This is a genomic window from Roseovarius sp. BRH_c41, assembly GCF_000961715.1.
Taxonomy (GTDB): domain Bacteria; phylum Pseudomonadota; class Alphaproteobacteria; order Rhodobacterales; family Rhodobacteraceae; genus Roseovarius.
Genome location: NZ_LADY01000060.1, coordinates 38499 through 53507, shown reverse-complemented (window position 1 = coordinate 53507; position 15009 = coordinate 38499). Strand labels below are relative to the sequence as shown.

The 15009-nt window shown below is 58.0% G+C and carries 3 protein-coding genes; all 3 read right to left on the bottom strand.

The window, feature by feature from the left end:
* Window positions 1-15 precede the first annotated feature (15 nt).
* The gene (locus VR71_RS18715; protein WP_296430591.1) at window positions 16-5823 is read right to left on the bottom strand and encodes an ATP-binding protein; all 5808 of its coding nucleotides are present in this window, start codon (window positions 5821-5823) and stop codon (window positions 16-18) included.
* A 65-nt stretch (window positions 5824-5888) separates the two neighbouring features.
* Window positions 5889-11876 (bottom strand): DEAD/DEAH box helicase, encoded by a 5988-nt coding sequence (locus VR71_RS18710; protein ID WP_045686134.1) that lies wholly within the window; start codon window positions 11874-11876, stop codon window positions 5889-5891.
* Window positions 11873-15001: an STY4851/ECs_5259 family protein gene (locus VR71_RS18705; protein ID WP_296430589.1), complete on the bottom strand. Its 3129-nt coding sequence runs from the start codon at window positions 14999-15001 to the stop codon at window positions 11873-11875. The genes VR71_RS18710 and VR71_RS18705 overlap by 4 nt, the downstream gene beginning before the upstream one ends.
* Window positions 15002-15009 lie beyond the last annotated feature (8 nt).

Here is a 15009-nt window from a genome sequence, read left to right as displayed (position 1 = left end):
GCATCCGCAAGGACATCAGCGACCACTGCTGCTAACAGGTCGTTCACAGGTTCTGAACACAAGGGCACCTAGGGCCGAACACACGATCCAACCAGGTTGACGTGGATCAGCTCGGAACAGTCCCAATCGCTCCATCAATTTAAACTCCTGATCCGCCTGTGCATTCCCTCCCTCCGCCAGCAACTCGACAAGCGTGCTCCGCTCCTCCCCATTTTCCAATAACTCTACCGCTGTGCAGAACATCGGCACGAGGCTTTCGGGTAGGCCTATCTCTCCAGGTTGGAGCTCAAAGTCGCATCCCATAGCGCGAATGGATTCCACAGCGGCTTCCCCACGTCGCTCTGACACCAAAGCCTCCAACTTGGAACGCAGGCCGCTCAAAAGCTGGGGCGAGCCTCCCGATACGTCCAGTAAAGCAGCACGACACTCGGGGGTATCAAGCGCCTGGAGCCCACCTTCAGCCAACCACGCCCGCACCATATTGCGTTCCCAAGGCCGTGCCCGGAACATCTGAACCGGAATACCAGCATCAGCTGGAGGGCATGCCTTAGCAATCTGTTCATGGGACCCGACAAATACGGGTAGGATTGCGCCCTGTCGTGAAACCTGATCGCGCTCGGCAAGCCAAGTCACCCACTTTCGCGCCGTTTTGCTGGCCGCGGGAAGCACCAGCACCCGCCGTCCGTGGCCGCGCTCAACCAATCGACGAAGTTCATCGTCACCACCAGAGAAAAGGACGCCCCCAAGGAGCCCCTTCTTGTCCTGCCAGCCATCTGCCAGCTCAGCTACAGCCTTAGCAGCATCACTACCCCATATCCCCGGAGGTGCCACGAGAAAGCGTATTCCCGGGGATTCCGTATCAAAGAGGTTCTGCAAGGCGTTGTCGGATAGGGGCGAGCGACGCTCCGACTGATCAGGTCGCGAGCGACGATGATAGAAGCTCGGATCATAGTCGACCCTCGGCTCCTTTTCGGCGATCTGCAGAATTTCATGCTCCAGTTGCTCGCGTTGCCCCAGCATCTGAGCGACCTGAGCGCCCCGCAACCCATAGCTGCCCCTACCCTTACCGAGGCGAATCAGCACGCCAAGATCAACCATCTCATCCAAAAATGCGCTAAAGTCTTCAGGTGGCAGTTTCTCGAATCCTCGCGGCCAGAAATCTTCTACCTCGCGAATAATGTTCTCTGGCCTCATCGCACCGCCGTCACTCTCCGCACTATCGAGCCGGTATAGCGCGAGAACTTTGGCAATCAATTCGTAACGCGGGTCGAGGTTCAGCGTCCACTGAAATCGTTCACGGATCTGTGAGTTGATGTCTTCGTTGTTCTCGAACAGGTTATCATTCTCAAGAAGCCAACGGGGTCCCGGACCACGGGGCCGAGCTTGATTGGAAATACCTTCAAGCAAAGCCTTGCAAAAGACCTGAACAAGAGAAGGATAGTAATTGACCCGGGTCAGCACGGCCTGAACTAGGTCGGGCGAGACATAGTGAAAGCCAGCCGCGCCCATTGGCTCGGTCACCAGACGACGAGCCTGAAGACTGCTCTCACTGGATGTATTCATCGGTCCGACGCAGATTGGCTCTCCCAGATGGACAAGCGGCGAGTTCGGTGCCTTGGCCATCCGGCGAACATTATGCAAACCAGCAAAGACGACTTTGAAGCGCCGAGCCGAGGTTTCCATCATGTCTTTGAGACGATTGAGGTTCGGAAACCCATGACGCACTTCAGACGCCAGAAACATATCGGCCTCGTCGATTAGAATAAGGATCCTGCGCTCCCCGCCCCGATGCAGCCAATCGCGGATTCCATCGCCGATGTCGTCTGCGTTTTCCGCAGCTTTGGATATAATTTGATCGGAAGCAAGCTCACGTCTGATCAGTGACCATATCTGATCAGCTGACTGCACTTGGCCCCCGAACTCGTCTATTTTCAGATAATAGGCATGGCGCCCGATGTCTGGCTGGTGGAAACGCTTACGAACATGATGCAACAGCGCGGACTTTCCGAGCTGCCTGCCACCATATACGAGACAGCCATCGGCGGTGGTCGACTCGATCTTGGCGATCTCGTCTTCACGCCCAAAAAACATCTCCGTCGGAATTTTTCCTGCGCTGGTCGTATACGGTTGGAGGTAACCGAAGGGGGCTGCGCAGGTGAAAAGCCGTTCCATCCACGAACTGCCCATCGCCAGATAAAGCATCTGCGCTTCATCGACCAACAAGACGGTTTGCTTTGCGCGCCGCATGGCCAAAGCGAAATTCTCTCGTCGAGCCTTGGTCAAAGTTCCGAATACCAGCAGAATGCAGGGAGCATCGCGCCCCACCTTCGCCAGCTCTCGCGTCACTTGCTCATCATCGATGTTACCACTGGCCAAGAATACCGGGTAGCTGCCCCGGGCTTCGCTGCCGAATGCAGGCGGCAAAAACCAGTGCTGCGCCGTCAACTCATCACAGCGCATCCGCATTGTGCGCAACTGTGACGACAGAATGGTTTCCCTTTCTATCGCAACCGAGGTGAACCCGAGACGCTCCATGAATTGCCGTAGCGACTGCCCGAGATCACCACGATTGGGGCTCATGGCATTTTTCAGTGCGCGCCAGTTCTCGAACAACTGGCCAGAGCGTTTTCGTTCACCATCATCGAGGGCCGAAAAATCAAGCGGGCCAACTTGCCCCCCCTTCTCAATTGCCGGCGAAACTTTTCCCCCGCCAATATCCGCCGCCCCAAGCGCCAGAACGAAATCAGGATAGAATTTTGAGAAATAGTCTTCTCTCGCATCATCATTCAGCGCGAGATTTTGCCCATTTTGCAGGCGTATCACGATATCTTCGACGGTCAGAAGATCCCTGTCGGCCAAGTTGGCGACAACCTCTTCCGCCTGTTCCGCCAGCTCATGGCGATCATCAGCATGATAGCGCTCAATCAAGCTCCGCAACCGCCTCTCCTGATCGAGCATGATCCGCCCCCGCACTGAGTCACGAAGCTGTCGGCCAGCAGCCAATACCTCGTCAAGCTGTGGAAAATCAGGTGGAATATCAGGAGCACGTATATCGTCGCACATTGGAAGGACCGGGCCATTCTCGGGATTACGAGAAATCGCCTGCTCGATCGTAGCCAAACGTTCGAGCCATCGCTGAATTTCCTGCGATGTGCTGAGATCAATGCTTTGAAGCGGCTCCAAATCGTGCCGCAATGACTTGATCCTGCCTTGCGCATCGGCAACAGCAGCGTAACGTACTTCCTCCAGTTCTTGCTGCAATACGGCGAGATCCACATCAGACACCGCTCCGCAACGTTGAAGCCGGTTAAAAATCTGGCGAGCGGGAAGTAAGGCGCGATCGGCGATGTGATGTGTCCAGGCCGCCAGATCATCGTACGCAATGTCCTGAGGTGAAGAGAGAGCAATCAGAAGCCTAGAACGCTGCGCGGATCGCTCCTCAGCATAGGCGGCATCATCAGGGGCAAATGGCTGGCAAACACCAGGCAAGCGCAGAAGCGGCAGATCCAAGACATCCGATACGCGAACCGGCGCCACACCCTCGGCCTGTCCATCAATAACTACGATCAGATCTTCGATAGCCCGATCCACGCAGAGCTGCACAGCTGCATCCAGACTGTTACCCGAAGCCTCGTCACCTCTGACATGCTCTAGTTCCTTGCGCAAATTACCGACATAACGCCGTAAATCCTCTTTGCGACGGTCATCAACGAGACCGTCTTCATGCTTGGCGGTTCGCCAGCGAAGGAGAAGCTCTGCCCCTTCTCGCAGCTTACGACAAATCCAGTCTAGGGCCATCCCTCGGATCGCATCGCGCCGCGGTCGGTTGAGTTCCTTTTCGGTCGCAGCAACCAGAGCTTCCGCCACGTTCTTGCTTCCGGCCAACTCCATCAGAAATTCGACGCCCACTTCCACAGCAGGAAGATCATCGCACAGGGCAGCCTCAAAAAGCCCCCCAAGTTCCCGATGTTCTGAAAGGAGACCATGCAGCACCGTATTGGAGGGGGCGTGCATGCTTTGCGCCGCACGCGCGCCCGGCAACCATTGTTTCATGTCCGCTATCACTTGCGGCAAGCGTCGCTTGCTATCGACGCCAGCCAATGCCGTCAATTCTGCAACGCTGGGCTGAAGATCGTGCCGCAACCCCGTAAGGCTGCTCACAACACCACCGTAACCTGACCACGGGGCCGAGAGCGAAAGATTCGCCAGAAGATTACGCGCATTCGTGTCTCGTGCCATCAACGCCGGACGCATGAGCGCCGCCAAGGCAATCCCACGGGAGCGCTGTCCCGCAGCAGGGCCTGACTCCACAGCACGATCAAGCGCTGACATGGCTGCCGCCAGCATCTCGCCCACAGCTTGGGTGGAGTAATCATAGGGGCCAGTAATAGCCGGAACTGCGGCAAGCGCCCGGAGCAGAGGCGGTGGGATCGGCACTACGTGCCCTGCCTCCTCCGCCAGATCAGCAAGGTGCCAAGCGAGCGCAGTTTCCTCCTTGCCAAGATAGTCCGCTAACAGATCGTCCAGCTCCCTGGGGCAGGTCCATACCGCAGACGGCTCATACTCCTGATCCATTTCATTAGCCGCTGCGACAGGTTCAATCGCGGTTTCAGCCGGATCTTCGAGAATGGCGACAAGGTTAGCAATCTCTATTTTGTCAGCTAGCGGTGCGTCCGACACAGGTTGTGCAAGCTCAATCGGTGCATCATGTTCAGTGACTTGTTCCGGCTGAAATTTAACCAAGGTCTGATCTGTTACCCCATCAGACAAGTCGTTGATCACATCATACAGCGCCTCATCGACAGAATTTGGCTCCTCAACCTTGTGAGGCGACAATGTCTCTGCGACCGGCGCTGAAAGCTCGCTGTTAAGCACCAGCAGTGCCTCTTGCAAAGTTGCCTCTACCTTTTGGCGGGTTATCTGTTCTTTCTCTTCCGCACCTTCCGCGACTTTTCCCGCGGCTCTTAGATCCGCGCGGCTACGATTACGATCAGCCCTGATCTCGTCCTCAAGGCTCGCAGCTTTGTCTCGCTCAACGATTGCAACTTGCCAATCGGATATTGCAGCATTTAATGGCTCAATAACCGGTTCAAAACCATCGAGTGCATCTTCGGACCGGATCTTCTCCAGCAAGTCCGCTCCTCCTGTAAATTCGGCAATTTTGGCTAAAGATATCAGAAGACTGTCTCGCTTAGCTTGAAGCAAAGCCATCCTCTGTGCATCGGCATTTCGCACATGATCAGCACAGGCGGCTTGAAGCTTTTTGGCCAACCTGATGATATCTGATACCTTTTCGACGTCAGCTTCAGCCATAAGATCCAGCGCATGGCGGAGCTGATCACGCAGCGTCATCCAATCTGATCGATCCGTCTCTCCAAAATCCAATGTCTCGACTTCTTTCCCCGCACCAGCATCTCCGTGGACAAATCGCCCCATAATATTGACCACTAAGAGCTGAATCGGCGTCATTGCCGTTACGACCCCGACTAAATCATCCTCAAAACTGATAGGACTAGGAGACAGGTCAGGGAGATCAGGGACAGAGCACCTCAACCATTTCCAGATTTTCACTGAAGGTGCCCGCTGCCGCTCCTTTTCTCGACTGGACCTCAGAAATGCCATTTCCAGAGAGTGGCACCAGTTCCCATCGGTCTCTATGCGGTTGAGTAACGCCGGATAGAAAACTTCATCATTTCCTCTTTCAGCCTTATCAACAAAATCGAAGAAATCCGAAAAGTTGCGTCGGTCACTGACAACAATCGGAAGTATCTCCCTGAGTAGCTCAGGTGTCAGCGCAGCGCTCTCATCAATTAACGCGTCCAATGAAATCTCCTTCCAAACTCTGCTGAACCGTGCGTGTTCCAGTCCATCCGTCCAATCCAAACAGATTACATCCTGCTTATAGCAAGCGGTGCCCCGACCATGCCATCCCCGATGATTGAAAAGACCGCAGCGGCGATTCCTTTGGCCTGCGCCGCGTCCGGGACCGCGAAGTCATGCCGATGCATTCCATCGACCCTCCAACCCCCAAATCCCTGGTCAAGGTGAATCGTCAGTTGGCGTCCATCTTTCAATGTGATCGCCAAGCTTCTGCCATGCGCCATGTGCGATTTAGCAAGCAAGGTGACCTCCACCCCAGGCACCATTTGGCGGATCACCTCACGCCGTGTTGTATCGGAAGGGAATGTGTCATGGAGATAACGGGTCGCGTCCCGCGACCTGTCGGAGAACGCCATGTTGATCACCTTGTGGGCGTCTTTCGCACCTGGAGCGGATTTTATCACCTCGGCCAAAAGCCGGAGCGTATAGGGAGACAGCAGATAGCGGTCACTATAGGCAAGACTACTCACCCCGACTGACTGCATCGCAGCGATGTCCAAAGGTGCCTTTCCTGACAGCCAGGACCAGAATCGGCGACCGAAGCCGGAGGCCGGTCCATCCATTTCAGTTCCAACATTCAAAAGATGAGCATTGCCCAAGCCAAGTTCTATGAGCCTTTGGGCCGAAAGCTTCGCCCCAATGTCAACCTCAGGCGCAGGTCCAGCCACCACGAGCGCCATGGCCCCTGCCCCCCATTCGGCACCAGGTCTGGCCTCCATCGGGTCCAAAACTGCAAGCGCATCAACCCCGGCGCCACAGTCGAAACGAAGAATGATTGGGGCTGCGCCAGCCATTGGTGGCTGGTCTATGCGATGGAGGTCGGCTACCGACGAGAAAGCAAAGATCGCCAGCTTGCATGAAAGATCGAAGCCAGCTGCGGTCAAAGCTGCAGTCGGCAGGTGAATGCGGGGACGAACACCGGCTTGCGAAACCCTCTCTAACAACCGGCGCATGCGCCATTCGCCGAAATCCCACACTGCCGGATCGCCATGAAGCCAGACGTCGAGAGAACGCAACCGACCTGATTGCAACCTCTCGGCAACGAAATCTGTCGCGTTCCGGCCCGCCAACCTAGTCTGGGGGCCGAATACTTGCTCGCCCGGGTCCAGAGCCAGCCTCATGCGCAGCGCCTGGGCCAGATCGCGCGCACCTGGCCGGTCAAGATTTATATCACGTCGATTAAGATCGGGGCGCAGGATGCACGAAGGGCATCCCTTTCTGCAGCCATCCGCGCAATCCAGCAGAACCAAAGCACGGTCGAGGCAGGTTTCAAGCATTGCGGGCTCCGCCATGCGCGCAACAAGACCGGCCCCGCCTGCGGCACGATCATGGAGAAACAGCGACTGGCACGCATCTTGCGCCGGCCCGGTCGATCGGTCCGTTGCCGGGCCGATTTCGTCAGGTTCGACGCCCAACCCTTCGGCCAAGGCTTCACGCAAAGCTGCTGCGAGGGTCAAGGCCGTTCCGGCAGCGACGCCGACGGGTAACTGCCATTCCCAGACATCGGTTCTCGCGACCTGGGCAAGATGAACGTTGTGCTGAATGCGTCCGGGCGCATTGGCCGATGGACAATAACCGTCATGGGTCAGCTTCAGACGGCGTCCCAACATTAGAGGTCGGTGATGGCGCATGGTCTTAGACGTAACGGTGGGGATGCCCGGCTGAGTTCTAGGCTCAGCCTCTGCACGCCCACAGTCAAGGCAGATTGCAAAACCGCCCCCCAATGGCCCTGCCACCGAGGGAGCGACTAGCCCTGCCGGGTCGGCGCGCATCCGTCCAACTCCTTCGCCAAGCGCGATCCAATCGCCGCCATGAGCCGAAAGACGCAACGGATCGGTTTCGACATGCGCAAGGTTCTCGTAGCCGACATGGGCGGGCTTGGCCCCAAGAAACCCGGCAGGCCGCAGCACCTTACGATAGCTCAGACCAGTATGGCCACATTGCGGACAGGCGATGGGCTCACCCGCTTCGAGCGCAAACGAGTGGCAGGCATCGCAGGTCCAGAGTGTGCGGAGATCTTCAAGCCCAGAAGCATCCGTGCCCGCCTCCCAAGCCGGTAGGATCCCCTCCGACTGGTGAACAAGCCCGTCGATCACCAATTCAGCGCCCGGCGCATATTCCCTGATCGCTTGGTCAAGCGGGCGCGATGCCGTGCCGCGACGAAGGTGGCTAGTCCCTCCGTCAGCATCGGCCGGACTCTGGGACAGGTTCGCGAAGGTCACCACATCCGTGGGGAAACCGTAAGCTGGCGTAAAACCCCGCCGCGCCAGCTCTCCCAACAGAAATTCGCCTGCCAGACGCCGCGCCCGCAGTTCGAGCGCTTTGCCAGCATCCTTGTCAGGCATCGTCTCTGCGCCTTCCAGCAGGATGCGATGCTCGGTGCGCCACCGCAAAACCAGACGTTCGAACGCCTCATGGCAATGTAAGACAAGCGCATGCAGCGCCCGCACCTCCAGACATGTGCCTGCGACAAGAGGAGCGATCCGTTTCACCTGCGATGCCCCCCATTCACTGTCCAGCGCGATCAGGAAGGCATCGGCCATAGCACCTGGAAGCACGGCCTCGTCAACGCGTTGACCGGCACCGAGAAAGGCACCGATACTTCCCCTTACATCCTGCCCGCCGTTCTCCGAAAGCCATGCAGCCAGCAGAGCTGCATTGACATGGCGTTGAACCAGCGACGGGCTATCAAACCACACTTTGGGTGCGACGATGGGACGGCACAGGAAATCGGTAGGGCTGTCAAAGACCCTACGGTCGAGCGGCAGGTCACGGCAGAAGGTCATTGTGAAGGCCCATGGTTCCCCACGTCGCCCCGCCCGTCCTGCGCGCTGCCGATAGTTGGATAGCGCGGGCGGCACATTGGAGTTCACAACAAGGCGCACATCGGCAATATCAACGCCCATCTCCATCGTGGTTGAACAGTTCAGAAGATTGATCCGTCCGTCACGGAATTTTTCCTCATAGCGCTGGAGTGTGGCCCTCGGGATCTGAGCGGAGTGTTCCTGCGCCCTGATGTAGGGTGGGAAAGCCGCAAGCCGGTCGTGCAAATCGGTCCAAAGGCCGCGCCCGCGCAAAAAGGCTACCGTCGTGTCCTTCTCGGTCCAGTGCGCCACCTCGCGACGCTGCTCGGTTGTCAACCCGCCAGCATTGGCGGCAGGCAGGCGAGGCATGGTGATCTCAGCCATGAATTGACTCGGATCATTCGGGCTCCGACCGCCAGCCGACCAACCATAAGGACGGCGCGTAATCGGGCATAACCAAGCGCGCTCCAGTCGCTCAACGCCGGCGCGAGAGAAATTCAAACGCCATGCACCTTGCCCCATGTCCCGCGCCGCCGTGCTACAGATTATGGACCATAGCGCGGTTAGAACCTCATCCGCCCGCTCCTGATCGATTGCGGAGTCCGGGTTACCGCCCGTCAGCGCATAAACAAGTTGAACAAGTTTGTGACGCTCGGCTCTTGATCCAGGCCAGCGGCGAGAACGCTCTGCCATTCGATCAGGGGGCGTGTCAGCCGCATGTATCGTATTCAGCCGCCCGAAACGAGGCGCAACCAGCGGCACCATATCCAGCGGGATCTCAACGGCCAGAGCCTGCCGGAACACCATATCCACCGCCAGATGCGCAAGTGACACCCAACCTTCGGCGTCTATCCCAGTCTCTGCCAAAGGCGCTGGCGGCCCGGAAAGGCGTGCCCTTTCAGCCAAAGCAGGAAAGACCAGACGAACCAAGCCCATCGTCTCGGGATTGTTCTGAACGCGAGGACGCCGGAACAGTTCCCTGAACAGGAATGCCTCGGCAAGCTTCAACGGGTCATCGGCCATTTCCCTACCAATCCGACGGTTGCGCCAGATATCACCCGCAAATTCCGCTAGATCGACATGTCCCCCGAAACGTCGGACCAAGTCGGGCCATTTGACCGGCTCCGCTGACGCTCCCGTCACTTTTGCCAGTTCCCGCTCTTTGTCTGCGGCCATTTCGTCTAATCCAACCGCTCGAAGCTTTGCTGCATCGCTCTGCAGCTTTGCTACACAGACGGGGTCTGCAGCCCCCCCCTCCTGCACGCTATGCCAAAGGAAGGCGCGGGTCAGACTGCGTTCGGCATCCTGTTGCATCTTTGCCGCGAGGCGGGCAACGCCTTGACGGCTATCGGTAAAGGTCAGCGCGCGCCGCCCACCTGCTGGCAAACCAGGCGTCTCATCAGGCGGCACGATATCTTCCATCAGGCCGCCAAGCGCATTTCCCATCAGGAAAGCGGGGCCAAAATGCAGCCCCATCAGCCGGGCTGAGCCAGCACTGTCACAACAGGTTCGATCTGCTGGAACGTGGAGCAGTTGCATCCTGCGGGCACGCACGCCTTCGGGCACGGTATTGTCATAGATGCGCGTATCATCTGCGAGCCAGATCCCCTCGCCGCAAAGCAGCCAAGCAAATCCGCGATCAGCCTCTCCTCCCTCACCCTCATCGGGTTCGGCATCCAGAGCGTAATCATCAGCCTCACCCGACTCGGGAGGTTCCAGTCGAGGCTCTGCGCCGCCATGGAACAGACCTTGCAAAAATACCTGTCCACAATCTGAACATGAAACAACCTCATAAACGGGAGCACCACATTCACATCGTGCCCGCGCTGAAAACCATACCGCTCCGAAAGGCCAGTTAGCCTCATCGGAGATCAAGTCAGGCTGGCGGCACATGCAATTGGCGTCGGGACACGCCCAGATTCCCCCTTGAGAACGATGGAAAAGATGGCCTCGCCAAGGTAACAACGGTCGCCCTTGGCGGGTCGATCTGCCTAGCAAGTCCAGCAGGCGAGCAGCCTCAGCTCGTTGAGTCGGATCGTCCGCGAGGACCTCCGCCACCCGCGAAAGTGTCAGGCCCTGTTGCGACATCTCATTCCAGAGCAGCTGAATTCTGGGATGAGGTGCCAGAACGGCGCCGGCCTCTTCGGACGTCATGTCAGCAAGGGCCACGGCATCCAGTGCTACGTCTGGCCCCGGTGCAGGTAGAACAGGCGCATCCTCTTTGCCCTCTACGACCACAACTCGCCCCCCGTCTTGTCCGGCAAGCGCTGCAGCGAAGGCGCGGAGCTTGTTTGGAGCATCTTTATCTCCGCCAATCGTAGCCGAGGTTGCCATCAGCCGGACGTCATCGGACAAAACACCAAATCCAGCCCTCACCCGACGCAGCAAAAGCGCCATTTCGGCAGCCTGACTACCGATATAACTATGCGCTTCATCCAAGACGATCCAACGAAGGGCGCCTTGACTCATCTCAATGAGCGGTTTGTCCTTTGTCCGCAGGAGCAGATATTCGAGCATCGTGATGTTGGTCACTAGGATTTCTGGCGGGCATTCTCGGATCTTCGCGCGCGACCGCAGCTCGACCTTGTCCGATTTGATCACCGCATCCCGCTCCGTCTCGGGAGTGTCGCCATTCAGAAGCGCGAAGCGGACCTTGCCGCCCAAACCCGCCGCCCAAGCGGCGAGACGTTCGCGCTGGCTTTCGATTAGCGCATTCAACGGATAGAGCAGAATTGCCCGCACACCGCCACCTGACCTCGGGTTTGCCAGAATGTCCTGTAGGATTGGAATCAGGAAGCACTCGGTCTTGCCCGCCCCAGTGCCTGCCGTCACCAGAACCGAGTTGTTGCCTTCTAGACTGGCACGCCAAGCCTCCAGCTGATGCTGGCGAGGATGGCTTTCCCTTGCCATCGCCTTGCCTTCGGCCTGATCGAGTGCGGTAATCAAATCCTCCGAGAGAAGCCTTCCAGACAGATCGCCCATGGTCTCGCGCGCAAGCAGCCAAGACTTCGCTGCCTCGATCACCGGATCGGCGACCAGCGCAGCGGGAAAGCCGGAAGGCGCAGAAAGCACCCGCAAAAGCAGTGAGTTGAGCCCCGTCGAAGCAAGACGCGAACGCGCAACTATGCCACGTGCTGAACGCTGCGCCAGATGGTCAATTGCAGGCAGAAGATTTGAATGAGAATCGGTCATCTGGAAAGGTCCAATGCAAGTGTTAGAGCGGCGGGCAGTGCGGTATCGAACCAGACAGGGTCAGCGGCGCGAAGGGCAATCAGTTGCAGATGTTCTTGGGCGGAGAGAGCAGGCCGCAAACCACTTGCGACTTCCGCAGCAACAAAGGGAGCGTGCAGAAGAGGGCGGAAATCATCGCTGACAGGTAGGGGATCCTGCAACTTTTCAGCCAAGAGGCCGGACACACCATCGGGCAATTTGGAGAAACGGCGCAGCGCCTCTTGGGCAGCAGCGACAAACTTAGCCCTAGCGTTCGGCAGGGCCAGCGGAAAGGGGATTCCTCCAGACGTTAGCGCCAGCGGCGTTTCACCTGCTCTAGCGAAGGCCTGACCGATATGGACCGCCAATTCAGGTCGCAAAGCGATAATCTCTCCTGCAGCCCGCGCAAGGCGCTCCTCAACCAGTTTGCCAATCTCGGCCTCATCTATGCTCGCAGACCGCAACCGCCCGCGTAACCCGTCCCGCACCGCAACAAGGCCCTCTGTCCAGGCTGAGCAAGGCACAAGTGGCCACCATAATGGGCTTTCGGTCTCGATCGCTAAGGCGGCGGCGCGGTCCACACGACCGACGCGCAACAACAAAGCTACAGCCGCGCCAGGAACGCGAGCCAAGGCCTGCACCTGATCCAGCGCCGAAGCATCTCCGGCTTCTCTGACCGCGAGGATAAGGCTCCAGATCCGATCCCAAGCCAGATCATCGCGGTCAGAGAGCAGTCGCTGCCACTCAACGGTATAGGATTGCAGTCGCTGGTCCCGCGAAGACCACCCCATAGGACGCGCGGACCAGACAACGGGCCGCATGACGCCCTGGGTTTCTGACCAGCCTTGGACAAACCAAAGCCCTTCTTCTTCACCCAGCCAAACCACCGGATCCGTGCAGCTTTCAACGTCTACGGATACTGTCCGCGCAGGATCATCAAGACTGACCGCCGTTAGATGTGTGACCCCTGGGTCAAGATGCCAGAAGGGGCCTTTAGGTTCGGCATTCCAGTCATATCGACCGATTTCCAATCGGGGTGTCTCTTGCCCGCCTCCGACGAGACGCAAATTCACTCTGCCATCAGCACCCTGAAGGGAAAGGGCCAGATCGATCACATTGCCAAACTGAACAAGCGGCACCACTCCTGCGGCGGCAAAGGCAACCGGCGCTCCTCCGCGCGCCATGCGCAACTGCACAGCCCCACCAGCCTCGGGTAATACACCCCGCCATCCGACCAGTCCCTGCCGAGAAAGCGGTCGATTACTGGACACCAGCGCACCCCGCCCATCGAGAACACGTGCCACGCGAGAGGGCCAAACCCCTGTCATCGAGAGACTTTCCCCGTTGGCCGGACTTGACAGCCGAATATCAAACGTCGCGGGCTGTCCTGCAACTTGGAATACCAATGTGGCGCACCCTTCATCACTAATCACAGTCGCGTGCCGTTCCTTTCCGACTCCAAGATGCAAATGAATACCCTGAGGCAGTCCCGAAGCCTTAAGCATAGCTTGGCCATCGACGATCTCGCGCAAGTCCATCTTCATTGTTTCGGACAAAACAACATAGCGGCAGCGCGCAAGAACCACCCCTCCATCGCACCATTCCGCGACATGCCCTCCCAGTAGACCGGGCACAGACCTTGTGCGCACATCTTTCCCGATCGGCCGCATCGGTGCGTCGCCTTCAAAGCCTAGTAATATCGGCGCGCCAAGAAAGGCTGCGATCCCCCCGTCAATCATAAATCCCTGGATCGGGCGCCCCAGAACCGCAAGCCTCGTTGCGGGCGCATCTTCATTTGCTCCAGTCGCGATGACCAGTTCATGCGCCCCAAAACGGGCGACTCCACAACCAGACACCGACCAGACAGCGCCACCCGGCCCAATCGCGTCTTTACTAAAGCGCATATCATGGGCGCTTTCAGGGATGGCCCTGTCAGGTGCTAGCACAAAAACTCGATCTGCTTTTGTCTGTCCTCGGCCTGAAAGTGGCACCAATACCTCTGGCATGGCGACATCGGGATCAAGCGCACGCCAGAGAGATGGCGCATCATCCGGCGATACCTGCCCAGCATCAACCAAAACCTGCGTCAGAAACCGCCCATCAGCGTGGGCATTCAGGAAAACCGGCTCACTAGGTGCGACAGGCATCATCAAGGCACCACGTCCCGCACTACGAGTTAGTTCCCAGCCATCTTCAACCGGAACACCGAGGAACCCCGCACCTGCGTCGGTCGTTAGTCGCAATCGAAGACTGCGATCAACACCCGCAAGATTCGCATGCGGCAATAATGCCCCCTCAGAGATTTCGGCAACACCGATCCATGAACCACTTACATGCTTACGTAACTGCCGCCGTGCCAAAACAGACACCGGCGTTGCACGCCTTCGCTCGCTGAGCAGCACGGGAAGCACCAATGCCTCGAAGGCAGCATGGGAAAGCCGTAGCGGCAGTTCCTGACGCCAGTCAGGGTTATGAGTGTCAAGCCAGTTCTCAGCGGCTTCAACGGCCAGATCTCCTGGCAAAAGACTTCTTGCGGCAATGATCGCCTGCGCTAATTCGGCCATAAGACGGGCCTGTTCTCCAGAGCGCAATACCTGGGGCAAATCCTCGACCAACCTCAGAGCCGCAGCGTGAGCGATCGACGCCCCAAGCACACCTTCGCCCTCTATTGCTGACACAAGCCCGAGCAGCGCCCCGCGATATCGCGGGGCGTTAGCGAGTGCGAGATCCGGCAACCCCCCTTCAGCAAGCAGAGAATAAAGAAACTCCCTGTGCCCTTGATCACTGCGCCGCAACTTGCGTCCCCACGCATCCAGACCACGACTTGTCAGGTCAATAGCGGCTGGGCGATCATAGTCGAGAGCGATCCCATCGAAAACAAAATCCCAAGTCAGCTGTCCACCGCTAAAGCCTGTCCTGATATGCTCTGCCGCCCAAATCACAAAGCCCTGCGCAGTCGATGGCGTAAGCCCACCCACGCCAATCCGCATGCGCAGGAAAGATCCCAGATCCTCTCGCTCGGAATCTGTGACACCATACGAGTAAAGCGGGCGCCCATCAGGTCGTTTTAGCCCGTTACGCTCAAGAATTAACTGAACAATCTTCATTGGCAGGG